This is a genomic window from Flavobacterium chilense, from assembly GCF_001602525.1.
Lineage (GTDB): Bacteria > Bacteroidota > Bacteroidia > Flavobacteriales > Flavobacteriaceae > Flavobacterium > Flavobacterium chilense.
The window spans coordinates 158426-182093 of record NZ_LSYT01000004.1 but is presented as its reverse complement, the minus strand read 5'-3'; the positions used below and the strand labels follow the sequence as shown (position 1 = coordinate 182093).

General features: G+C 34.8%; 21 protein-coding genes. 3 read left to right on the top strand and 18 right to left on the bottom strand.

Annotated elements, in window-relative coordinates; genetic code table 11:
• Position 1 precedes the first annotated feature (1 nt).
• From A4F88_RS11685 to truA, 10 genes are all read right to left on the bottom strand, one after another.
• Positions 2 to 646, bottom strand: coding sequence for a suppressor of fused domain protein (locus tag A4F88_RS11685; RefSeq protein WP_068842793.1), 645 nt, complete (start codon positions 644 to 646; stop codon positions 2 to 4).
• An 83-nt stretch (positions 647 to 729) separates the two neighbouring features.
• On the bottom strand, positions 730 to 1638 hold the full coding sequence (locus A4F88_RS11680; RefSeq protein ID WP_068842792.1) for an arginase family protein: 909 nt from the start codon (positions 1636 to 1638) through the stop codon (positions 730 to 732).
• A gap of 89 nt (positions 1639 to 1727) precedes the next feature.
• Positions 1728 to 2684: a DUF6620 family protein gene (locus A4F88_RS11675; RefSeq protein WP_068842791.1), complete on the bottom strand. Its 957-nt coding sequence runs from the start codon at positions 2682 to 2684 to the stop codon at positions 1728 to 1730.
• 24 nt (positions 2685 to 2708) lie between these two features.
• Positions 2709 to 3641, bottom strand: coding sequence for a hypothetical protein (locus tag A4F88_RS11670; protein ID WP_082815757.1), 933 nt, complete (start codon positions 3639 to 3641; stop codon positions 2709 to 2711).
• A gap of 12 nt (positions 3642 to 3653) precedes the next feature.
• Complete coding sequence (locus tag A4F88_RS11665; RefSeq protein WP_068842790.1) at positions 3654 to 3896, bottom strand: hypothetical protein; 243 nt, start codon at positions 3894 to 3896, stop codon at positions 3654 to 3656.
• Positions 3896 to 4849 (bottom strand): SPFH domain-containing protein, encoded by a 954-nt coding sequence (locus tag A4F88_RS11660; RefSeq protein WP_068842789.1) that lies wholly within the window; start codon positions 4847 to 4849, stop codon positions 3896 to 3898. Before A4F88_RS11660 ends, A4F88_RS11665 begins: the two co-directional genes overlap by 1 nt.
• A gap of 225 nt (positions 4850 to 5074) precedes the next feature.
• Positions 5075 to 6463, bottom strand: a complete 1389-nt coding sequence (gene lpdA / locus A4F88_RS11655; RefSeq protein ID WP_068842788.1) for a dihydrolipoyl dehydrogenase — start codon at positions 6461 to 6463, stop codon at positions 5075 to 5077.
• A gap of 260 nt (positions 6464 to 6723) precedes the next feature.
• A complete protein-coding gene (locus A4F88_RS11650; protein WP_068842985.1) occupies positions 6724 to 7308 on the bottom strand; it encodes an NUMOD4 domain-containing protein in 585 nt (194 codons plus the stop codon).
• Positions 7309 to 7451: 143 nt separating this feature from the next.
• Positions 7452 to 9206, bottom strand: a complete 1755-nt coding sequence (locus A4F88_RS11645) for an ABC transporter ATP-binding protein (protein WP_068842787.1) — start codon at positions 9204 to 9206, stop codon at positions 7452 to 7454.
• A 147-nt stretch (positions 9207 to 9353) separates the two neighbouring features.
• Entirely contained in the window at positions 9354 to 10094 is a 741-nt protein-coding gene (gene truA / locus A4F88_RS11640; protein ID WP_068842786.1) for a tRNA pseudouridine(38-40) synthase TruA, read from the bottom strand.
• A 448-nt stretch (positions 10095 to 10542) separates the two neighbouring features.
• On the opposite strand from truA, the gene A4F88_RS11635 reads away from it, so the two are divergent.
• Complete coding sequence (locus A4F88_RS11635) at positions 10543 to 12468, top strand: SPFH domain-containing protein (protein WP_068842785.1); 1926 nt, start codon at positions 10543 to 10545, stop codon at positions 12466 to 12468.
• A gap of 228 nt (positions 12469 to 12696) precedes the next feature.
• Positions 12697 to 13191 (top strand): metallophosphoesterase family protein, encoded by a 495-nt coding sequence (locus A4F88_RS11630; RefSeq protein WP_068842784.1) that lies wholly within the window; start codon positions 12697 to 12699, stop codon positions 13189 to 13191.
• A 6-nt stretch (positions 13192 to 13197) separates the two neighbouring features.
• Here the strand turns inward: A4F88_RS11630 and A4F88_RS11625 are convergent, their stop codons facing one another.
• The 3 genes from A4F88_RS11625 to A4F88_RS11615 all read right to left on the bottom strand — a co-directional run bounded on the left by A4F88_RS11625 (position 13198) and on the right by A4F88_RS11615 (position 15405).
• A complete protein-coding gene (locus A4F88_RS11625) occupies positions 13198 to 14118 on the bottom strand; it encodes a sensor histidine kinase (protein WP_068842783.1) in 921 nt (306 codons plus the stop codon).
• Between the two features lie 41 nt (positions 14119 to 14159).
• On the bottom strand, positions 14160 to 14822 hold the full coding sequence (locus A4F88_RS11620) for a response regulator (RefSeq protein WP_068842782.1): 663 nt from the start codon (positions 14820 to 14822) through the stop codon (positions 14160 to 14162).
• A 166-nt stretch (positions 14823 to 14988) separates the two neighbouring features.
• The gene (locus A4F88_RS11615; RefSeq protein WP_068842781.1) at positions 14989 to 15405 is read right to left on the bottom strand and encodes a DUF4293 domain-containing protein; all 417 of its coding nucleotides are present in this window, start codon (positions 15403 to 15405) and stop codon (positions 14989 to 14991) included.
• Between the two features lie 183 nt (positions 15406 to 15588).
• Here A4F88_RS11615 and rho point away from each other — a divergent pair, with 183 nt between their 5' ends.
• Positions 15589 to 17472: a transcription termination factor Rho gene (gene rho, locus A4F88_RS11610; protein ID WP_068842780.1), complete on the top strand. Its 1884-nt coding sequence runs from the start codon at positions 15589 to 15591 to the stop codon at positions 17470 to 17472.
• Positions 17473 to 17638: 166 nt separating this feature from the next.
• On the opposite strand, the gene A4F88_RS11605 is transcribed toward rho, so the two are convergent.
• From A4F88_RS11605 to A4F88_RS11585, 5 genes are all read right to left on the bottom strand, one after another.
• Positions 17639 to 18661, bottom strand: coding sequence for a M28 family peptidase (locus A4F88_RS11605; protein ID WP_068842779.1), 1023 nt, complete (start codon positions 18659 to 18661; stop codon positions 17639 to 17641).
• 7 nt (positions 18662 to 18668) lie between these two features.
• Positions 18669 to 19643, bottom strand: coding sequence for a DUF3667 domain-containing protein (locus A4F88_RS11600; RefSeq protein WP_068842778.1), 975 nt, complete (start codon positions 19641 to 19643; stop codon positions 18669 to 18671).
• A gap of 69 nt (positions 19644 to 19712) precedes the next feature.
• Positions 19713 to 20486 carry a dienelactone hydrolase family protein gene (locus A4F88_RS11595; protein WP_068842777.1) on the bottom strand — a complete coding sequence of 258 codons (774 nt, stop codon included), beginning with the start codon at positions 20484 to 20486 and terminating at the stop codon, positions 19713 to 19715.
• Positions 20487 to 20585: 99 nt separating this feature from the next.
• Positions 20586 to 22787, bottom strand: coding sequence for a penicillin acylase family protein (locus A4F88_RS11590; protein WP_068842776.1), 2202 nt, complete (start codon positions 22785 to 22787; stop codon positions 20586 to 20588).
• A gap of 2 nt (positions 22788 to 22789) precedes the next feature.
• The gene (locus A4F88_RS11585) at positions 22790 to 23653 is read right to left on the bottom strand and encodes a cyanophycinase (protein ID WP_068842775.1); all 864 of its coding nucleotides are present in this window, start codon (positions 23651 to 23653) and stop codon (positions 22790 to 22792) included.
• Positions 23654 to 23668 lie beyond the last annotated feature (15 nt).

The window sequence follows — 23668 nt, the reverse complement described above, 5'->3', positions numbered from 1 at the left end:
TTTATTTTCTGTTTAAATCAGTTACCAACAAAGGATTGTCTTTCTTTAATTTATTGACTAATTCTTCGACTGTATCAGGATTTTCTTTGATGTGCTCATATTCGGCAGAAGTTATTCCAACGATTTGCAAAAACGAAACTTCTCCATGTGGTGTCTGAATCTTTTCTATTTCCGGATCGTTTACAAACAATAAAGCTGTGATATCCGTATCTGTATCAAGTCTGATTGGACCATTTGCCGGCATATAATGAAACTCTTCAAACCAGTTTCCGCTGCTAAAAACATATTTGGCTATGTTTTGCAAAAGAGCAATTGGCCAGCCTGGAGTTTCGCCGTCGCCGCTAAAAGGTTTTAATCTAAAAGTAAGTTCAAATCCCCATTTGCTAAATTCACTGTCCAGTTTTTCTTCGTTATAATATAATTCTGAAAATCCGTACGTTACAAAATGAAAATGATCTGTTTGGTTTTTACTTTCGTAAATACTTATTCCGTCAAGCGGATCTTCTCCACCCAGCATATAGCTTATCGCAGGGGCAAAATGTTTGGGTTCCTGATTGGGATAAAGCTCATCGAATTGTTTATCGATCTCCAGCCAGCCCACAGCATCATCTTCAGAAAATTCTTTTTTGTATTCTTCTAATGTCATGTTTTTTATTGTTTAAGAAATGAGACGCTTTAAAAAATCCTTTTGGAAGGATCATGATAAGACTAATCTAAAACATTTTTATTTTAAGTCAACGTATTAAAATGTTTTTTGAAAGTCGTTGATATGTTTTCTACAAAACTTTTTGTGTATTGTCCTGTATCATCCAGATCTGGATCTAAAATGGTGATTTCAAGACCGCTTAATTTTGAACTTTCGAATAAATACGACGTAAGCTCATTGAATTCCTCATAAGTCAAACCGTCTGGTGTACGGCTGTCTACACATGGCATTAAAGTATCGTTTAATACATCGACATCGATATGAAGCCAGAAACCGTCAAGATTTTTGTTTTCTATTTGCGAAAGAAATGATTTTACACAGTTTGAAACGCCCTGTTTGCGTAATTCCTGAAGACTGATGTAAGTGGCAGATGAGTTTCGTATTTCATTTTCGTATTCGTCATCATATTCACGATTGCCTACACACCAAAGGTTTTCTTCGTTGATATAAGGCGATAAGTTGAGAATGTTGGTTAGTTTTTCGTGTCCGTTTCCTGTAACGATCGAAGCAGCCATTCCGCCAACACCTCCGGTTTCTGATAACGAGATATTCATAAAATCAGTGTGACCGTCAAGATAAAACAAGCAGTAATTTCCTTTTTGTTTTAAGGCAATCGCCGGACCTAAAAGAATACTGCAATCGCCGCCCAATATAAACGGAAATTTATTTTGTGTGAGTAAATTGTTGATCAGATATGCTTGTTCTCTTGCATAATCGACTAACGAATTTGCGTTTAGGATATTGGTTTCGGGATCTCTGCTGTTGCTGTATTTTGGAGGATCAAGTCTGATGATGTTCTTGGGATGAATGGCTTTATGCAAATTATGTTTCCAGAACCAATCCGGTAAATTTTTTACGCCGGGTTCTTTTCCGGTTTCCGGTTCTTTTAAGCCCAGATTTGAGGGAAATTCAACAATACAGATTTCTTTCATGACCTTTTTTGTTTGGTCATAAAGTTATGAAAATAAAAATCCGATTTAAAACTAAATCGGATTTCTGTTTATTTAAGTAAATGTTAATTTTAAAAATTTACATCGTCAGCAATATTTCCGCCTTGTTCCTGAGCAAACTTAGTAGCATATTCTTTTTGTTTTTCCTGTTGGTAATTCGAGAATTCGAGAATGTCTTCAGAGTTCCAGTTTTGATTTTGTTCTGTCATCCATTGCATGGCTACAGATTGAAAATCGGCAAGGTTTATTCCAAAGTTATCTAAAATCCATTGTGCACCGTCAATTCCGTATTCGTATGCAGCTTGTCTTGCACCTGTAAGTTCTTCATAGAAATAACGATCGTTTTTTATTCTTTCAAGATTTGCAGCTCCTTCTTCAGAAATTTCAGCTTTAAGATTTTCTAATTGTGGTACAGTTACGTTTTCAGCATAATATTGTCCAAACAAAGTAGTTACTGTAAACGATGTGTCTTCGCCCATACGTTGCGGCCAGATTGTGTTTAGTTCTTCCCAGATTACAGGTTCGAAGCCCATTGCTTTGCAAACTTCAAGATAATCAATTCCGGCACTAATTTTAAGGCACATTGCTGTGTAAGTTCTTAAATCTACACCATGAACAGGCTGAAGAAACGGATTGTCATCATCAACTTTTATAAAGCCTGAGGTCTGAATTCCGGTATATTTTAATGAATTAGCGTGCTCAAATCGAATCATTTGATCTGAATCGCAGTTGTTCCATTCTGTATAAACTTCTCTTCTGTAATTGAAATAGATGTTTTGAATGTCTTTTTCTTCAAGATTTTCGCCATTATCTCGTTCGTCTGCGATCCAGGCTTCAGCTCTTGATGCCACTTCATCATCAAAATCTTCTGCAGTATAATGTGTTCCGTGTAAAGTTTCAGGATCGTATTCTACTTCCTGATAGTTATCTTCATAATCATTCTCATAATTATTTGAAGTTTGAGCTTCATAATTTTGATTTTCCTGTTTGTTGTCTCCGGTTAAGGCTCCAAAAAGTTTTTTAAACATTTTTCAAGTTTTAAGGTTAATAAATTATAAATATTGCAATTGATTTTGATACATTTTTTCGTTGTGTTCTTTTAAATCGGGCGTGATTTTGTTCCATTCGTCATACATAGCACGCAAATAAACCTGATGTAATTTTTGGGTGTTCTTAATCACAAATTGCCTTTGTTCTTCGAGTTCATCCATTTTTGCCTGGATTTGGCTCAGCACTTTTTTATCAGATTCGTGAATTTTACTCAGACTTAATTCATGACGCTGATGGTACAATTCACGTTCTTTACTATTTTCGGTTTCGAAAGCTTCATACAAATGTGCTGTTCTTTGCTCTGCTAGTCCTCGCGCAATATTTTGCAGATTTCTTGCCTGTGTGCTGGGTGCAAATGTATTTTGGGTTTTGCAATACGGACACGAAATGTATGTTTCGATTAAAAAGATTTTTTCGATTTCAATATTTCCGCCACATTGTGTGCAGTTGAATTTGTTTTTAATGGTTTCGTATTCGTCGAGTATTTTTTGATATTCGATTTGAAGATCGCGTTCCTGGGTTTTTTCAATCTGATTTCTCCAATATTCGCATTTATCTTCAAAATCGCTGTAACGATCTGAACAAGCTGTTCTAAAATCTGATACTAAATTATGATGCTTGCTTAACACAGAAATCTGCATGTTGTAATTTTGGTAAACATCAATTATTTTTTCCTCATAAGTATCTCTGGCTTTGCTTCTGATGTTTTGCAACTGACCATTTACACCAGAATATACTCTGTGAAAAGTTCTTTTGTATAAATCATCATCGCTTTGCAGAATGTCTTTTAATTCCGGAATTGCTGCTGTTGCAAATTCTTCTGTTTTGGCTTCGAGTTTTTCCAGAAAAGAAAACCATCTTTCCTGCGACTGCTGAAGTTCTGAATACCATTCTGGCAGAGCCTCGTCTTTTTGTTTATTGAATAATCCGAACACTATCTTTTATTTTTAAATTGAATTGTCTTCTTTTTTTATGTAAACACCATCAGTAAGTTTTACGTTTATAAACTCAAAACCACAGTAAGCACAATGTGTCACACCATCTTGTTTGGCTCTTCCCGCACCACAGTTAGGACAGTCCCGAAGATTCATCTGAGCATCATTCATCTCCGCTTCGCCGCCATAATTGGTTTGGTTTTTGGCTTTCTCTTTAAGTTTATCCAGGAATGAGTTTACTTTTTTTTCTTCCATCACAATTGATTTAATAATTCCGTTTTTTTGGTTTTAAACTCGTCTTCATCAATTAAACCAGCGTCAAATAAAGACTTTAGTTTTTGAAGTTTCGAAGTTAAATCGTCTGTGGTTTCCTGCTTGGGAGTTTCTTTATTTTGCTGAAGCTGATTAAAAAGAATTCCCATACTTAACGCATTTTGAGTTGCATCATGAAGTGCTGTTCCTTTATCGCCAATAGCAGTTGCGGTATTGAATTTGGTAAATTTATCCATATCGGTTACCATATTCATATTGGTTATTTTATCGTAATGTGCTGTAACTTCTTCAGGTAATGTTACGCTGGTGATGACAAATTGCGTTAATTCGATTCCAAACTGAAGAAAATAAGGTTTAAGATAAGGTTCAATTTTATGGCCTAATTGTGTAATGTTTCCGGCAATATCAGTAACAGTGATGTTTTCATTTGCGAGAACTTCTCCAAATTTAGGTGCTACAAAATCTCTTAACTGGTTTTGTAATTCAAAAATGGTAAGCTGCTGATACGTTCCGGCATATTGACGAAAGAATTTGGCAACATCAATGATTTTAATGTCGAAACTTCCAAAAGCACGAACCCTGATTTGTCCAAATTGTGGATCGTTTAATAGAATAGGAGCAGGAGTTCCCCATTTGTTATTGATAAACTGATGGGTGTTGAAAAAATAAACATCGACTTTAAACGGACTTTCAAAACCGTATTTCCAGCCTTTTAGTTTGCTTAAAACCGGAATGTTTTCTGTAGATAAAGTGTAAAGTCCCGGAGAGAAAACATCGGCAAGCTGACCTTCATTTAATAACATAACATGTTGACTTTCACGAACAGTTAGTTTTGCCCCGTTTTTTATTTCTTTATCTTCATCATAAAACTTCCACATTAGTAAATTAGGATTACTGGTTGTGGCTTCGATTATTTCTATAAAAGGTAGTTTCATAAAATCTTATTTATAAAAAATAAAAATAGGAATTATAAGACGATGAGAAAATTTTTTAATGTGAAGTTTTTAACAACTTTTCTTTATAAAATTTAAAGTTCATGATATTTATGTAAGTATTGTCATTTTTCCTTCCTCGAAATGACAAAACAAAAAATCCGATCTGTTATCACAAATCGGATTTTATAAATTGAAAAATTATATATAACCGTAAACGGTATATTATTACAAGTGAATTACTTCGCCGTAAGCATCAGCTACAGCTTCCATAACCGCCTCGCTCATTGTTGGGTGAGGGTGGATAGATTTAAGGATTTCATGACCTGTAGTTTCAAGTTTACGGGCTACAACTGCTTCAGCAATCATATCTGTAACACCAGCACCAATCATGTGGCATCCTAACCATTCTCCGTATTTAGCATCAAAGATTACTTTTACGAATCCGTCAGCAGCACCTGCAGCTTTTGCTTTTCCAGAAGCTGAGAATGGGAATTTACCAATTTTTAATTCGTAACCTTTTTCTTTTGCTTGTTTTTCTGTTAAACCTACAGAAGCGATTTCAGGAGTTGCGTAAGTACAACCAGGAACGTTTCCGTAATCGATTGGATCTACATGTAAACCAGCAATTTTCTCTACACAGTTGATTCCTTCTGCAGAAGCAACGTGTGCTAAAGCTTGTCCTGGAGTAACGTCTCCAATAGCATAATATCCAGGGATGTTAGTTGCGTTGTAAGCGTTTACTAAGATTTTATCTCTGTCAACAGCGATTCCAACTTCTTCTAAACCAATGTTTTCAATGTTAGTTTTGATTCCAACTGCCGAAAGTACGATGTCAGCTTCAAGAATTTCTTCTCCTTTAGCCGTTTTTACAGTTGCTTTAACGCCATTTCCTGTAGTGTCAATTTTCTCAACAGAAGAGTTGGTCATAATTTTTACACCTGCTTTTTTCATAGAACGCTCCATTTGTTTAGAGATATCCTCGTCTTCAACAGGAACAATGTTAGGCATAAATTCTACAATAGTAACTTCAGTCCCCATTGAGTTATAGAAGTGAGCAAACTCAACTCCAATTGCTCCGGAACCTACAATAATCATAGATTTTGGCTGTGTTGGTAATGTCATTGCCTGACGGTATCCAATTACTTTTACACCATCTTGTGGTAAATTTGGTAACTCACGAGAGCGAGCTCCGGTAGCAATAATAATATGATCAGCGCTATATTCAGTTACTTTATTGTCTTTATCAGTAACGTCAAGTTTTTTTCCTGGTTTTAATTTTCCAAAACCTTCTATAACGTCAATTTTGTTTTTTTTCATTAAGAATTGAACTCCTTTGCTCATTCCTTCAGCAACACCACGGCTACGTTGTACTACAGCAGGGAAATCTTTATCGAATTCAGAAACTTTCAATCCGTAGTCAGAGGCATGTTTTAAATAATCAAAAACCTGAGCTGATTTTAGTAATGCTTTTGTTGGGATACATCCCCAGTTTAAACATACACCACCAAGGTTTTCTTTTTCAACTACAGCTACTTTAAAGCCTAATTGTGAAGCTCTAATCGCTGTTACATATCCGCCAGGACCACTTCCTAAAACAATAACGTCGTATTTCATTTTTTTGGTTTTTAGTATTTATTACCGAATAATGAAGTTTAATTCCGAAACTCATTTATCGATTTTTTTCTTTGTTATTTGTGATTGCGAATTTAAGGATTTATTTTAAAAAATAGTAAGTTGTAAAAAGGTAAAATGTGAAAATGTGAAAAAGTGAGATGTTAATTGGTTGAGATTTAAAATTAAAAAGGTAAAATGTGAAATGTTAGTTTAAATATTCTAACATTTCACATTTTACCCTTTACCTTTTTCAACAACAATTAAACCTTAACGTGTCCCCAGTTTTCACCGCTTGCGATTCTGCGAATCTGCATTTCGCTTACGCCAAATTGTTTAGCAATCATTTTTAAACGTGTTTTTTGTTCTGGTCGGGCGAGGATTTTTTTAATTAACATCACTTTGGTAGTGGTTAATTTTCTTCCGTCAGCTTTTAAGTTGTGCTCGATCAGGTTCTTTTTAGCCTGAATCACACGCGGACTTTTACGACTGTGTGCCATCATTTCGGCTTTGGTTGCCCAACGCAAATTATTTACATCATCGTTGCTACGGTTGTAATCTAAATGAAGTACATACGTTTGTTCTTCTGATTGTTTTGGAATAAAATACTGAGCGACTAATTTGTATAAAAAGAGATATTTATTGACAATTTTGTCGTCATTTCTGACCTTAAATCTAAAAGTAGGATATCCGTCACTTAAACCGCCTTTTAAGAGACGTCCGTTTTGAATTTCATCTGTAAAGCTTATTAATCGGCCTTTATTTGAAATTGCATATCTAAGTTGTAATGAGGCGTTTATTTCTATTTCTTTGAATTCTTCGTTTGGATAAAATCTGTTTTGTGGCATTTTCTTTTGCATTTGAATTTTGTCTCTCAAAGATAAATAATTCAAAAAAAAGTACTGCTATCCCACTGGCAGTGAAGCATCAGTTTTATGATTCTTATAACGCTAATTTAACTTTTTTAAGAACTTTTTTAGCATTTGAATCTCTAATTCGCAACCGAAAATTGTGAGTCGTAGAGATTTTTGTAGAATCCGTCGGTTTTATTGAGCAATTCATGGTGCGTTCCCTGTTCAACAATCAATCCTTTGTCCATTACCACAATTTTATCTGCATTTACAATTGTAGCCAATCGGTGTGCGATAATAATAGAAGTTCTTCCTTTGGTAATTGTTTCGGTCGCACGCTGAATCAATTCTTCAGAATACGTGTCAATTGATGATGTTGCTTCATCCAAAATCAAAATACTAGGATTACTCACATACGATCGTAAAAAGGCAATTAACTGACGTTGTCCTGACGAAAGCATCACACCGCGTTCTTTTACATCAAAATCATAATTATCAGGCAGGCTCATGATAAAATCATGAACACCAATTTTTTTGGCAGCGTCCAAAACTTTTTCACGGGTAATCTCCGGATTATGCAAAGTGATATTATTGTAAATTGTATCGGCAAACAAAAATACATCCTGTAATACAACCGCAATTTGTTTTCGTAGTGAAGCCAAAGTATAGTTCTCGATATTATGACCGTCAATAAAAATGGTTCCGCTGTTTATTTCGTAAAAACGATTGAGTAAATTTATAATAGTAGATTTTCCGGCTCCGGTAGATCCTACAATAGCAACTGTTTGCCCGGAAGCGACAGATAAATCAATTCCTTTTATAACTTCCTCTTCAGGAATATAACTAAAACGGACATTTTTAAATTCAATACTTCCGTTAAAAATAGGTGCTTCGATGGTTCCGGTATCCTGAATATGATCCTGAGTATCGATAATATCAAAAACACGATTGGCAGCAATCATACCTAATTGCATCTCATTAAACTTATCTGCAATCTGACGCAGCGGATTAAACAACATACCAATAAACATCGTATAGGAGAATAAATCTCCAAAAGTGGTAAAATGATCTCCATTCAGAATTTTAAACCCGCCATAAACCACAACCAGTCCTAAAGTAATAGACGAAATAATATCAGCAATTGGAAAAAATATCGAGTTGTATAAAATCGTTTTAATCCAGGCAACTCTGTGTTTGTTGTTGATTTCTTTAAAGTTTTCGGCTTCGATTTTCTCACGGTTAAAAAGCTGAACAATCTTCATTCCCGTCACACGTTCCTGAACAAATGAGTTCATGTTGGCAATCTGGGTTCGGACTTCCTCAAAAGCAACCTGCATTTTGCGTTGAAAAATTCGGGTAATAAAAACCAGAATTGGCATAGCAACGACCACAATCCAGGTTAGTTTCCAGTTCATATAAAACATAAAAATCAAGACCACCAGCATTTTCATCAGGTCACTTATAATCATAAAAAGACCCTGGCTGAAAATACGTGCAATCGATTCAATGTCTGAAACTGATCTGGTCACCAATTGCCCAACCGGAACCAAATCAAAATATTTCATTCTAAAACTCAGAATATGTTTGAAAAGTTTTGTTCGAATATCTTTTACAATATCCTGACCCAGCCAGTTTGCCCAGTACACAAAATAGAATTGGGAGAAAACTTCCATTAGCAAAACAACACCCATTAAAATAATGTATAACAACAAACCATGCTTGTCGTGTGTCTTGATATAGCCGTCGACCGTTTCTTTTAATAAATAGGGACGAAGTGCTGCAAAAATCGATAACGAAACTGCAAAAAGAATAACGCCGTAATAGCGCCATTTATAAGGCTTGGTATATTTTAGGATTCGTTTGAATAAACCGGTATCGAATGCTTTTGCTTTCATGTATTTTAAGGAGCTATTCCTGCTTTTCGTTACAAGTTTTTCTCAAAAATATGTTTTTGTATAATTTTTATAAAGCTTCCGTTGGTCGCTCCATAAAAATTACAAAAACAATATTTTTTTCAAAAAAGCTTTTCACTGCAATCAGGGCTATTTGGTGATGTAATCGTATTTTATTTCGGTTAAATATAAACCATGCGCCGGAACCGAAAATCCAGCTTTTTCTCTGCTTTTACTCGCAATAATGTTTTCAAAATCAGCTAACGTAATTTTGTGCAGTCCTATATTTACTAAAGTTCCCACAATAGAACGAACCATATTTCTTAAAAATCGGTTTGCCGAAATAGTAAAAACCAATTTACTGTTTTCCTGTTTCCAGTACGCCTCAAAAATCGTGCAATCAAAAGTGTTTACATCTGTATTTACCTTCGAGAAACACTGAAAATCGGTATGCTTTAGTAAAATCTTTGCTGCTTCATTCATCAAAGCTACATCTAATTTTTGATTAAAATACCAGCTCAATTCCTGTAAAAACGGATTTTTAACTGTATTGATATGGTATTCATACGTTCTTTTGGTAGCATCAAAACGACAATGTGCATCGTCATGCACCAAAATAATATCAAAAATCGCAATGTCTTTTGGCAAATACGAATTGAGTTTGTGTATTAGGTTTAGAGTGTCAATAGGGGTTTCTAAGTCAAAGTGGCCATACATTTCCTCAGCATGAACACCGGTATCAGTTCGTCCGGCTCCCATTACATTTATAGGTGTATTTAATAAAACCGAAAGCGCCTTGTTTAAGGTTTCCTGAACAGAGGATGCGTTGGGTTGAAATTGCCAGCCATGATAATGTGTGCCGTTATATGCAAATTGAATAAAATATCTCATTTTAAGGTGCAGAGGTTCTAAGGTGCAAAGGTACAAAGTTTTTTTTCTTAATAGGTTCAAAGGTTCAAAGCAACAAAGGTTCATAGGTTTTTTTAATGATGTTATCTCTTTGTTCATATCATATGTAATCATCTTTACGGAAAACCTTAAAATCGTTGTAGAAAAATATATGTTTTTATTTACTACAATACTTTTAAAAATTAAATAACAAAACCTTTGAACCTTTGCCACTCTGCACCTCTGAATCTTTCTAGAAACTGTTAAAACCCAAAATACCAATCACAGTTTGTTCATGAAAAAATCAGGTCAGAAATTGACAATTCCAACGATTTAAATAAAACTTTTTTTTAACATCTGTGAAAGAAAATTAGCAAATGTTAATTTTACAAATAATTCATTTTAACAGGAAATATTTCTCTTATGTTTGTAGTCTAAATATCAAAAAATCATGAATGAAATTACTTCTTACTGGTGGATAATTTTAATATTATTCTCCATTCTTTTTCACAAATTTATTTTGCGCGTTTTCTTCGGAATGGTAATGGTTCCGGAGGATAAAATTGGTTTAGTAACCAAGAAATTCGTTTTGTTTGGGGCTGACAAATCACTTCCTGATGGTCGTATTATAGCGACAAAAGGAGAGGCAGGTTATCAGGCACAAACACTTGCTCCAGGTTTATACTGGGGAATGTGGATCTGGCAATATTCGATAGATATGACCAGTTTTACGCTAATTCCGGAAGGAAAAATTGGACTGGTTTTAAGTAAGGATGGAAAAGAAATTCCAACCGGTAGAATCTTAGCCAGAAGAGTAGAAAGTGACAACTTTCAGGATGCTACAGCTTTCTTAAATAATGGCGGACAAAAAGGACGTCAGACTGCTTTTATTACCACAGGTTCATATCGTATTAATACATTCTTATTTGAAATTGTTATTGCAGATCAGATCAAGATTTATGAAAATATGATTGGTATCGTAACGGCACTTGACGGAGAACCAATTCCGCAGGGACAAATTGCAGGTAAATTTGTCGAAGACCATAATAACTTTCAGGATTTTGATAAATTTCTGGAACATGGCGGAAACCGTGGTTTACAACCTCAGGTTATGCTGGCAGGATCTTATTATATTAATACCTGGGGAATTTTAATCGAACAAAACCCAATGACCGATGTGCCTATTGGATATGTTGGTGTTGTGATTTCATATATTGGAGAAGACGGACAGGATGTTACCGGAGATACTTTTAAACACGGAAATATTGTTTCAAAAGGACAACGTGGTGTATGGATGGAGCCTTTTGGACCAGGAAAATATGCCTTAAATAAGTATACAACCAAGCTTGAAGCTGTTCCAACAACCAATCTGGTGCTGAACTGGGCAAATGCACGAAGTGAATCGCATGATTTAGATAAAAACCTATCTACAATTACCGTTCGTTCAAAAGATGGTTTCCCGTTTAATCTGGATGTTGCACAAATTATTCACGTTCCGGCTGCTGAAGCACCAAAAGTTATTGCACGTTTTGGAAGTATGAATAATCTGGTTTCTCAGGTTTTAGAACCTACAATTGGTAACTATTTCAGAAACTCGGCTCAGGATAGCGATGTAATTTCGTTCTTGTCAACGAGAAAAGAGCGTCAGGAATCAGCTAAAAATCATATCAAACTAGTATTAGACGAATACAATGTAAATGCAGTTGATACTTTGATTGGAGATATCGTTCCGCCGGATTCACTGATGAAAACTTTAACAGACAGAAAACTAGCCGAAGAAGAACAAAAAACATATCAAACCCAAAGAATGGCGCAGGAACAACGTCAGGGAATGGAAAAAGAAACGGCAATTGCCGATATGCAAAAAGAGATCGTTCGTGCGTCACAAAGTGTTGAAATTGCACAACGTACTGCCGATGCAACTGTAAAAAAAGCAGAAGGAGATGCAACCAGTTTAAAACTGAATGTTAATGCTGAAGCGGAAGCAACAAAAATGCGTGCCAATGCAGAAGCCGAAGCGACAAAAGCAAGAGCAGGAGCACAGGCAGAAGCAACAAAACTGAATGCAAGTGCCGAAGCAGAGAGAATCTCAAAAACAGGTTTGGCCGAAGCCGAAAAAATCATGGCAATTGGTAAATCGACTGCTGAATCCTACCAACTTCAGGTTAGTGCAATGGGCGGTGATAATTTTACCAGATATAAAGTCACAGAGGAAATTGGTAAAGGAAACATCAAAGTAATTCCTGACGTGTTAATTTCAGGAAATGCTGGTTCTGATGGATCTATAAGTGGTTTATTAGGATTAAAACTAATGGAAATGATGGATACTAAAGAGGCTAAAGATACTAAAGATCTAAAAAATCCTAAGAAACAGTAATTTTTGTAAAATGTTAGATGTGGAATGTAAAATACATCGTATAATGTAGACACAAACAGCAGTGCATCTAACACAAAGTTTGAAATCCGATTTGCGTAAGCAAATCGGATTTTTTATTAAAAAGCTTAGCAACTTAGTACCTCAGAACCTTAGCACCTCAGAATCTTAGCATCTTTAAAAAAAACCTTTGTACCTTTGCGCCTCTTAACCTTTGCCTCTTAAAAAAGAATGAAAAAAATCCTTCTCCTTTCCGATACTCACAGTCATATTGATGATACGATTTTAAAATATGTTAATCAGGCAGATGAGGTTTGGCATGCGGGAGATATTGGAGATTTGAGTGTTACCGATACTATAAAAAAGCTGAAACCTTTACGTTGTGTTTACGGGAATATTGATGATGCTCAGGCAAGATTAGAATTTCCTTTGAACAATAGATTTTTATGTGAAAATGTTTCGGTTTGGATTACGCATATTGGGGGATATCCGGGCAAATATAATCCGGCTATAAGAGAAGAAATGGCATCAAATCCTCCTAAATTATTTATTTGCGGACATTCGCACATCTTAAAAGTAATGTTCGATAAAAACAATAACTTATTGCATATGAATCCCGGTGCAGCCGGAAAAAGCGGATTTCATCAGGTTCGAACAATGTTAAGGTTTGTAATAGACGATGATAAAATCAAAGATCTCGAAATTGTTGAGATAGGGAAAAAGTAATTTTGATTAAGGTAGTGGAACCTGAATCTGAATCAGTGTTCCTTCGTTTGGTTTAGAAATAATCGAAATATTTCCTTTGTATTTTTTTATTCGGGCTCTGATACGATTTAAGCCAAAGCCTTCAACTTCATGTAGCTTTTTTGCCTTAAAGCCTTTTCCGTTATCCTGAATAATGACTACAAAATTATCACGATCTTCTGCCAGTGAAAGCTGTGCATTTTTTGCATTACTGTGTTTGATCACATTGTTGAATAATTCAGAAACAATAAAATAAATTTTCATTTCAAATTTTTCATTATATCTTTTTTCTGTTGAAACGGTGCTTGAAAAATCAAAAGTAATTGTAGAGTTGGAGTTTTTTTCGCATAAATCTTCCAAAGCATAAATCAGTCCAAAGCGAACCAATAATGTAGGAACTAAGTCGTGCGACATGTCCCGCAGTAAGTCATGGGCTTCTTCCAGTATAGCTTTTGCTTTTTGGATTTCTTCAGATTTGATGTTGTTTTGAGAGGTAAAAGCGTTCAAATGTAAACCTACGGATGAAAGTAAAGAGTTTATATTGTCGTGCAAAAATGAGGCAACACGTTTACGCTCAATTTCCTGAGTGTCGATTCCCGCATTAATAACATTGAGTAATATTTTTTGTTTGGTATCTTTTCTTTTAATCTTTTGTTTCAGTTTATTGTTTTGATAAAAGAAATAAAACAAAAAGAATAGTATGACAACAAGAACAATAGTAAGGCTGACTATTCTTTTGCTCTTTGCTTTCTCAGTATTCTGAAGTTTAAATATGGTGTTTTTTTCTTTTGAACTCTGGGCAGAAACAACTGTGGTGTCTTTTAAAACTTCTTTTTCCTGACTAAAGGCCATGTTTCCGTTCAGGAAAAGAAATAAGAGAAATGATATAAAAGTTCTAAAAATTGACATAAAGAATACAAATTATATAAAGATTAAAACTTTATAAGCTGTTAAGGATTGATCAGGTTGTTTTTTAAAGCATATTTTACAAGGCCAATAGTGCTTTTTGTTTTTAATTTTTTCATGATGTTTTTTCGGTGTGTCTCAACGGTATTGACACTGATGAAAAGCTGTTCACTAATCTCTTTACCGCTATATTCTAATGAAATCAGAGTGATGATTTCGATTTCACGGGCACTTAAAATAGGATTGTCTACATTCAGGTTTTTATTGAGTTTTGGATTATTATGGGTAAAGCTGTTAAAGATTTTCTCTCTCACGGCGTCACAAAAATATTCCTGTCCCTGGTAAACGGCTTCAATAGCTTCGATGATATTTTCTCCTGCGCATTTTTTTGTAAGGTAGCCTTTAGCACCTAATTTCATTACCTCTTTAATGATTTTTAGATCATCATAGCTGGATAGGATAATAACTTTGCAGGGAAAGCCTTTTTGACTAAATTCTTTTAGAACCTCAATTCCGTCTTTTTTAGGCATACTGATATCCAAAACTAAAATGTCAGCATTGTTTTGAGCAACATCGTCATAAATAGTAGTACCATCTTTTGAATTACCCACAACTTCAAAATTACTTACCGTCTGCAATAAATTGGTTAGCCCGTCAATAAGTACCTGATGATCATCGGCAAGATGTATCCTTATTTTATATTTCATAATATTTTTGGAAACTATGAAACAAAACTATGAAAAAAATATCTTACAAGGTTGTTTTTTAAATTTGTTTTAACGCTCTTGTTTTAATTACAAAAAAAATAGGCACAAAAAAACCCGAATTATAAAATTCGGGTTCTCTTCGCACAAAAAACTTAAGTTTATAGGTTTACCTCAAACGGTCTACAGATTTTACAAGATCCTCATCCTTTTTGATGGCCTTATTAGCTAAAACTAATAACACGATAGCAACAATAGGTAGAAACATCCCAATACCTTTCTCTGATACAATAGTAGTAGTATCTCCAGATAAATTTAGAGAACGATATACAAACAATCCTAATAAAATTAAATTCAATATTATGTTCAGTCTGCCCATTACAAACTGATTTTGTCTTTTTTTGTATGAAATAATGCTGATGATAGAAAGCATGGTACTCAGACCTAATAAAATAGTGTAAAACTGATCTTGCATAAAATAAAATGCCTTACCATTATTTAATGTCCAAAGCGGAACAAAAAACATAAGAACTCCTGTAATTAGGAAGGTAAGAATTAAATATACGGTCTGAATTCGTTGTATCATGATCTGAAATTGTTTTACAAAAATATATTTTCTTTTTTTAAAATACTATTGTATGATTAAATTTTATTCGTATTATTGCATCAAAATACCGTAAGCACTTCATACTGCGGTCAATTGAAAACAATTATCTACCTATTCTTTTTACAGTATTTCCTTTAAAATAATTAAATTCATAGAATATTCATGTTTGATATTTCTGCATTAAAAGAAATGAAGCTTGCTGAGCTTCAAGAAATAGCTAAGTTAGCTAAAAATATAAAGTTTAATGGCGTTAAAAAAGACACTTTAATCAGTCAGATTTTAGCGCATCAGGAAGCGACTGCAGCATTGCCGCCCGTTTCTGCTGTTGCAGAAAAGGAAGCAGGAGATGACAAACCGAAAAGAGCGAGAATTGCACCTGCTAAAAAGCCTGCTGTTTCTAAAAATGCACCAGTTCTTGAATTTGATCAGGTTGAGGAAACTCCGGAGAAAAAAGAAACTCCAATTGTTTCAAAACCAAATGCAAAAAATCAGCCGACACCAAAAAATCAGGCAGCACCAAAAATTCAGCCTGTTAAAAAACAACCGGCAGAAAATCAGGAAACTGTTGATGAGCAGCCGGTAGCTGAAGAAAAGAAAGGCCCGAAAATTGTAAAATTTAATAAAGCCGCTTACGAGAAAAAGGTAGCTCTTCAAAAAGAGAAAGAAACTGTAAAAGAGGTAAGTACAGAAGAAGTTGCAGAAGTTATAGCTCCGGCAGCTGAAAAAACAGAAGGAAATGCTCCTGTAAAAAAGATCAATCCGAACCAGAATAAAAATCAAAATCCAAACCAAAACCAGAATCCGAATCAGGTTCAAAACCAAAATCCAAATCCAAATCAAAATGGTAACGGTAACGGAAATGGGAATAACGGAAATCAAAATCAAAACCATAAAAATAAAAAGAACAATTTCAGAGATTCAGATTTTGAATTTGACGGAATCATAGAAAGTGAAGGTGTTCTTGAAATGATGCCGGACGGATACGGATTTTTACGTTCATCGGATTATAATTATTTAGCCTCTCCGGATGATATTTATTTATCAACTTCACAAATCAGATTATTCGGTCTTAAAACCGGAGATACAGTAAAAGGAGTGGTTCGTCCTCCTAAAGAAGGCGAGAAGTTTTTCCCTTTAGTTCGTGTACTTAAAATCAATGGTCACGATCCGCAGGTAGTTCGCGACAGAGTTTCTTTTGAACACCTGACACCCGTTTTTCCTTCAGAAAAATTTAAATTGGCCGAAAAAGGCAGTTCTATTTCAACCCGTATTATTGATTTATTTTCTCCTATAGGAAAAGGACAACGTGGTATGATCGTTGCCCAGCCAAAAACGGGTAAAACAATGTTGTTAAAAGACATTGCAAACGCAATTGCAGCAAACCATCCGGAAGTTTATCTTATTGTTCTTTTAATTGACGAGCGTCCTGAAGAGGTTACAGATATGCAGCGTAGTGTGCGAGGAGAAGTAATTGCTTCGACATTTGACAGAGAGCCGCAAGAGCACGTGAAAATTGCCAATATTGTTCTTGAAAAAGCAAAACGTTTGGTAGAATGTGGTCATGATGTAGTAATCTTATTAGATTCGATTACACGTTTGGCAAGAGCTTATAATACCGTTCAGCCTGCATCCGGAAAAGTATTAAGTGGTGGTGTTGATGCTAATGCATTACAAAAACCAAAACGTTTCTTTGGAGCTGCAAGAAATGTAGAAAACGGAGGTTCGTTGAGTATCATTGCAACTGCACTGACAGAAACAGGTTCTAAAATGGATGAGGTAATCTTTGAAGAATTTAAAGGAACTGGTAATATGGAGCTTCAGTTGGATCGTAAAATTGCCAACAAACGTATTTTCCCTGCAATTGATCTTACTTCGTCAAGTACACGTCGTGATGATTTATTATTAGACGAGAAAACATTACAAAGAATGTGGATTATGCGTAAATATCTATCTGATATGAACCCGGTAGAATCTATGGATTTTGTAAACGATCGTTTCAAGAAAACAAAAAATAATGAGGAATTTTTGATTTCTATGAATGACTAAAAAAAGGTACAAAGGTTCTGAGGTTCAAAGTGGCAAAGGTTTTGCTTGAGAATCTTGAATTAATAAAATAGATATAAATAAAAAAGGATAAGCTAAGCTTATCCTTTTTTTATTATTTTAAAGTCTCAAAAAAACTCTGAACCTTTGCCTCTTTGAGTCTTTGAACCTATTTAATAGGTTTATCAACTACCGGTCTGTTTTCTCTATTTGCTAAATCCCAGGCAATCGAGAATGCTAATTGTGTTCTTTTAGTCAAAGCATCGTATTCGATTTTTTGAGGTTCATCTCCTTTTTGGTGGTAATCTTCGTGAACTCCATTAAAGAAAAATACTGACGGAATACCATGTTTTGCAAAGTTGTAATGATCAGAACGCTCATAAAAATGATTTGGATCTTTGGGATCATTAAATTTAAAATCTAAGTCTAATTTGGTGTATTTCTCGTTTTGAGCGACTACAATATTGTGTAAATCTGTTGAAAGTCGGTCAGCGCCAATTATATAAACATAATTATTGGTTTTAGCATGTTCTACATCACGACGACCAATCATATCAATATTAATATCAGTGATAGTGTTTGCGATTGGGAATAACGGATTTTCAGAATAATAACGTGATCCGTGTAAACCATGTTCTTCACCGGTTACGTGAAGAAATAAAATAGAACGTTTAGGTCCGTGTCCTTCTTTTTTGGCTTTTGCAAAAGCTTTTGCCATTTCTATTACCGCTACCGTTCCGGAACCATCATCATCAGCTCCATTGTAAACCTCGCCATTTTTTATTCCTACGTGGTCATAGTGTGCAGAAATGACCAAAACTTCATCCGGTTTTTCAGAGCCTTCAATATATGCCCAGATGTTTTCTGAATCCGGTAAGTTTTCATTGCGTTTTGCATTCAAAAAAGCTGCCGGAATATGCTGGTAATAGTCCGTTGCTCCTTTAGGAAACGAAATACCGCTTTTTTTGTATTGTTCAATCATATAAAGACCAGCTTTTTTCTGTCCTTTAGATCCTGTTTCACGTCCTTCCATTTCGTCAGAAGCTACAGTGTATAACATGGTTTTTAGATCTTTTTCAGAAATGGCTTTTATATATTTACTCGGATCCGAATTGTCTTTTGATACCACAGACTGTGCATTCTTGCAGGAGAAGGTAGTAGCAATTAATAATAGAATTATAAATTTTTTCATATTGGTTTTAATGTAAGTTTACAAAGGTGTAGAAAACATAAAATATTAGTAAAAATAGGATAAAAAAGAAGTTAATACAGAACAATAAGACACTTTTAACAAATGAAACAAATCTGCTTTCTCCATAAAAACGATGGTGCGCCGGATAAAAATAATAACACATCCATGTAAAGCCTAGAAAATCAGTTATATATGATATGAAAGTTAGTGGATTGTCTTCTCCAAATAATCCAATCACTCTTCTAATGATAAATAAAATCAGAAATATTAAAAGTAGAAATGAAAAATAATGCAGTGTAAATATTCCATGATCAAAATAATACCATTTCTTTTTGTTGTGAAAAAGCCATAAAAAGAAAGCAAAAAATGGCATTATAATAAAGAGTACTTTGGGAATGTTGTGAATAAAGGATTCCGTAAATTTATTAATAATATCTTTTTTGGTATTGTGTTCTTTTACATACTGAATCTTTTTGATTGCCCAGTAGGTAAACTCATCTGCCTTTTTTTCTTCAGGTCCAAATTTTTGTATCGAATCTACTTTTTTGGTAAAATCATCAAAATCGTCTCCGGGTTCAAGATCATTTAAAGTTCCGGTCAAAATATTTTTAGGAACTTCTTTTTCTGTTTTATTATTCTTGTCTGAAGTTACAATTTCAGTGTCATGACCCGGAAATAATGCGATCATTAAAAACGTAATAAAACTTATAAAAATATAAAGACGAACAGGAGCAAGGTAGGATAATCTTTTTCCGGAAAGATATTCTTTGGTTAATGTAGATGGTTTAAAAAGTAAATTACGAATGGTTTTCCAGAAAGCATTTTCATAATGCGTCAGATCCTCAAAGAAGTGAATGAATAAATGGTGAAAGGTTTTTCGGCTATCGGTATTTTCCTGTCCGCAATTTGGGCAAAAATTCTGTTCCACAACGTGCCTGCAGTTTAAGCAGGTTTTATCTTTTCTAATCGGACTATGTGACATTGGTTATTCTGTTGATTTGGTTTTGGGTTATTTGATTTATTGGTAAAGTTTTTTTGCTTTTTTAGCAGATTATTTTTTTAGTACTTCGTTTAAAAAAAGTTGTAAATGCTCAAATGATCTTTTTGCGGCAACGGCATTGTATGCTGCACCTTTTGAGTTGTCGTTTCCGGCTTCAGGATTCGTGAAAGAGTGAACTGCATTTGCATAGTAAATCATTTGCCAGTCGGCTTTAGCATCACGCATTTCCTGTTGAAAAGCGGTAATTTCTGCTGCAGATTCAAACGGATCATCAGCACCATGACAAACCAGAACTTTTGTAGTGATAGCCGTAGCAGGTCGCGTAGCATCTTTACCTAAACCTCCGTGAAACGAAGCAACACCTTTTAGATTTAAATGTCCGCGGGCGGCTTCAAGAACTCCTGTTCCTCCAAAACAATATCCAATAGCTACAATGTTATCCGCATTTGCTCCGGATTTAATTAATTCCTGCAAAGCGGCATTGATACGTTTTTGATACACTTCATAATTTTTTTTGTAATAACCCGCTTGTTTTCCGGCTTCAGCTGTATTGGCAGGATAATTTCCTTCTCCATAAATATCAGCGATGAAAACATTATAACCTAATTTTGCTAAATTTTCAGCAATATCTTTTGAAGCTTTATCAATTCCCAGCCATGCCGGTAAAAGTAAAATACCCGGATTTTGAGCGCTTTTTTTAGCAGATTTTGCAAACAATCCGTTTAATGCCTGATTACCATCTGTATATTTTACAGCTTTTAATTGTGCATTTATAGTGTTAGAAAACAATATAGTGGCAAATAATAGTAGGGCTGAATTTTTCATAGTTTTACAATTTTTAACAAATATCAGAAATATTATGTTACAAAAAAACCTCGAAAGGTATTTCTTCCGAGGTTTCTGCGTTAATTTATAAGATTAAAATCATTCGCCGGGATGGTATGTTTTCTCAGCATTTTTGAGTACATCTTCTTTATAAAATAAGACTTCTTTAAATTGTCCTTTTTGATACATTTCAGACTGATCGCTAAAATGTTTAGAGTCTGGATCGCTGCTGTTTCCACCTGCTAATAATGATTTTGCTTTAATTTTTTTGCCAAATTCTACTGCACAAACAAAACTGTTTCCGTTGTAACCGTATCGTTTTTTAGTACCATTTTGATAACTGCTTTTAAAAGAAGGTAAGCTTCCCCACGAACCAGGACCAAAAGCAATAGGTAAACTAGGTTTGGTATCATCATATTTTAGATCAATATCTCCGCTGGAACGCTGGAAACGGTTGATTTCTCCCCAGGCGACTTGCCAGGTTCCCCATTTTGATTGGAGATCTTTTACGACTTCCTGCAACTGAGGAATTAATTGTTTAACAGTTGCTGTTGCTGCAAATTTTTTGGTATTCTGAACCTGATCCAATTCGCCTTCGTCAATATAGGCTTTTAAGATAATAGGATCTAATTTATAAGCCCATTCAACTGCCAATGTAGTAGCTACCGAATTTTCTTTGGCATAATAATCCCAGTTTTTCAACATTGTAACCGGTTCAATCAATTCTGAGTATTCAGGATCTGAAGGTTTGATATTTTTCTCGAAAACGGTAATTAAACTCGGAATCAGAATTTCAAAAATTGATAACTTTGTATCGTATCCGTCTGCAATAACTTTGTCTAAAGTATAATGATCTCCTTTGCTGAAAATTCGAACTGCATTTATTCCTCTAAAGTTTTCACCATCCGGCGCCATATAAGGCAGGTAGTTTTCTCTTTTCGGACTATTTTCTCCGGCAACAGTATAAGGTGTCGAATTACAATTTTGTAACCAGCCATTTACCGGATTATAGATGTGAACAGTTTCATTGACTTCATGCAAACCTTTCCATTGTGTTGCCGAGGTTGATCCGTCAACCACTTTGGACCAATTAAGGTTTTTATCTCGTATTGGGATAAAGTTTCCATGCCAGTAAGCGATATTTCCTTTACTGTCTGCGTAAACTGTATTGTTGGATGTATTGGCTTTTAGATCCATCGCTTTTTTATACTCTTCGAAACTTTTGGATTTGGTTCTGACCCAACTCTGAATCAGACTGGTCATCGAACGATTATTCGATTTTAAACTAATCCATTTTCCGTCGCGTTTCGCCATTATTGGACCATTGTTGGTAAAATAGGTTTTGAACTTTTTAGGAATTAGCTTTCCGTTTTCGGTATAATTGATTGTAATCTCTTTTTCTATAACAGGCAAAAGCTTTTTGTCGAATTCATAGAATAGTTTGTTGTTTTTGTTGATGATTTTTTCAGCATACATATCGGCAACATCAACATTTGATGAAGTATGCATCCAGCCGCAATTCTCATTAAAACCCTGATAAATAAAAAATTGTCCCCAGGTTACGGCTCCGTAAACATTTAAACCTTCTTCACTTGCGATTTGAACTTCGGGTCTAAAGTAAAAAGTGGTGTGCGGATTGATGTATAAAATAGCATTTCCGTCGTCAGTTTTAGAAGGCGAGAAAGCAAATCCATTAGAGCCCGTTTGTACGTTTTTCTCTCTTTCTACATAAGCGACTTTATCATTATTACCGGAATAAAAAGCTTTTAATTCTCCTGTTGTAAGATCAGCAGTACTTATGGCGCCAATACTTCCGTCTGTCCAAAGCAAAGGAAACCAGGGTTCGAAATGCGTTAAAAGTGCCGGCTTAACTTCGGGATGCTTGTATAAATAAAAATTAATCGCATCAGCATAATTGTTCAGTAATTTTTTAAGCCAGACAGGTGCTTTTTTATAATCAGATTTGGCTTCTTGAGCATCAATTAAAAGGCGAATTTCTAAATCATTGTATAAAACCGATTGTCCTTTTAGTTCAGCAAGGCGTCCCAGTTTTTCAATATAATTCATTTCAATTCGTTTAAAATCGTCTTCGCATTGCGCATAAAGCAAACCAAAAACAGCATCGGCATCTGTTTTTCCGTAAACATGCGGAATTCCCCATTGATCTCTGATAACAGAAACCTGTTGTGCTAATTTTTCCAGCCGACTAATTTCTTTTGGATTGATTTTTTGTGCTGCAATCTGGAAGCTAATAAAACAAAAGATAAAAGTTAGTCGTACTATTTTGGTATAATGAAACATGATTATTTGATATTAAATTTTTGTCCGGCAGTATAAATACTCATTTGAAGACTTTCGATAGAAATAAGGTTATTTTGTTTTGCTTTTGCAATTCCTTTCGGGTTTCTGACTACAATAACTTCGCTTTCTCCGGCTACTTCAATTTGATTGTTTCGAACGATAATTGCCGTACTTTCATCAATTCCTATTCCGGTTAAAGCAGGAAATTCAGCTAAAGCCGAAAGTAGACGGTTGTATCGGTTTCGTTTTAAAAAATGCTGATCGATTACAGCCGTTTTTAATAATCCCAACCCTTCAGCTGTTTCGAGATTGTCATATCGTATATTGTCAAAAGTTCCGGAGTATTCTTTTTGTAATTTTTGATTACCTGTGATCATTTTCTCAGACATTACGGCTGCTCCGGCACTGGTTCCTGAAATCGTACTTCCGTTTTCGTAGGCTTTTTGTATTGCCGTTTTTATGGGAGTATTTTGAACCACATTCATAAAACGAACCTGATCGCCACCGCTGATAAAAATTAGTTTTGCTTTTTGAAGAGAATCGGTTAAGGTTTTATTTTGAGCAGTTGCTGCATTAAAATTCAGCATCACAATTGGATTTGAGGTTAGTTTAACCATTTGATTCTTAAAGAAGATAAACGAACTGTCCGGCTCTTCGCTGGACATGGGTAAAACAACGATATAATCTTTTTTGGAAAGATCAGCAACGCTTAAAACTTGTTTCATCAACACATCAGACCGGTCGCCTCCGCCAATAATGAAAAGCTTTCCTTTTGGTGTCTGGGCTTGCAGAACATAACCTGTAAAGAGAAATAAAACCAACAAAGGTTTTAGAAACGAAAACTGGAATAGAAACTGGTTTTTCATGGCGTTATTTTGGTT

Coding starts and splice junctions, on each gene's coding strand:
- A4F88_RS11625 (WP_068842783.1), bottom strand. CDS start 14,118: ATGTCAATTTTTAGAACTTTTATATCATTTCTCTTATTTCTTTTCCTG.
- A4F88_RS11630 (WP_068842784.1), top strand. CDS start 12,697: ATGAAAAAAATCCTTCTCCTTTCCGATACTCACAGTCATATTGATGAT.
- A4F88_RS11675 (WP_068842791.1), bottom strand. CDS start 2,684: ATGTTTAAAAAACTTTTTGGAGCCTTAACCGGAGACAACAAACAGGAA.
- A4F88_RS11605 (WP_068842779.1), bottom strand. CDS start 18,661: ATGAAAAAATTTATAATTCTATTATTAATTGCTACTACCTTCTCCTGC.
- A4F88_RS11635 (WP_068842785.1), top strand. CDS start 10,543: ATGAATGAAATTACTTCTTACTGGTGGATAATTTTAATATTATTCTCC.
- lpdA (WP_068842788.1), bottom strand. CDS start 6,463: ATGAAATACGACGTTATTGTTTTAGGAAGTGGTCCTGGCGGATATGTA.
- A4F88_RS11585 (WP_068842775.1), bottom strand. CDS start 23,653: ATGAAAAACCAGTTTCTATTCCAGTTTTCGTTTCTAAAACCTTTGTTG.
- A4F88_RS11665 (WP_068842790.1), bottom strand. CDS start 3,896: ATGGAAGAAAAAAAAGTAAACTCATTCCTGGATAAACTTAAAGAGAAA.
- rho (WP_068842780.1), top strand. CDS start 15,589: ATGTTTGATATTTCTGCATTAAAAGAAATGAAGCTTGCTGAGCTTCAA.
- A4F88_RS11600 (WP_068842778.1), bottom strand. CDS start 19,643: ATGTCACATAGTCCGATTAGAAAAGATAAAACCTGCTTAAACTGCAGG.
- A4F88_RS11650 (WP_068842985.1), bottom strand. CDS start 7,308: ATGCCACAAAACAGATTTTATCCAAACGAAGAATTCAAAGAAATAGAA.
- A4F88_RS11590 (WP_068842776.1), bottom strand. CDS start 22,787: ATGTTTCATTATACCAAAATAGTACGACTAACTTTTATCTTTTGTTTT.
- A4F88_RS11615 (WP_068842781.1), bottom strand. CDS start 15,405: ATGATACAACGAATTCAGACCGTATATTTAATTCTTACCTTCCTAATT.
- A4F88_RS11595 (WP_068842777.1), bottom strand. CDS start 20,486: ATGAAAAATTCAGCCCTACTATTATTTGCCACTATATTGTTTTCTAAC.
- A4F88_RS11645 (WP_068842787.1), bottom strand. CDS start 9,206: ATGAAAGCAAAAGCATTCGATACCGGTTTATTCAAACGAATCCTAAAA.
- A4F88_RS11685 (WP_068842793.1), bottom strand. CDS start 646: ATGACATTAGAAGAATACAAAAAAGAATTTTCTGAAGATGATGCTGTG.
- A4F88_RS11680 (WP_068842792.1), bottom strand. CDS start 1,638: ATGAAAGAAATCTGTATTGTTGAATTTCCCTCAAATCTGGGCTTAAAA.
- truA (WP_068842786.1), bottom strand. CDS start 10,094: ATGAGATATTTTATTCAATTTGCATATAACGGCACACATTATCATGGC.
- A4F88_RS11660 (WP_068842789.1), bottom strand. CDS start 4,849: ATGAAACTACCTTTTATAGAAATAATCGAAGCCACAACCAGTAATCCT.
- A4F88_RS11620 (WP_068842782.1), bottom strand. CDS start 14,822: ATGAAATATAAAATAAGGATACATCTTGCCGATGATCATCAGGTACTT.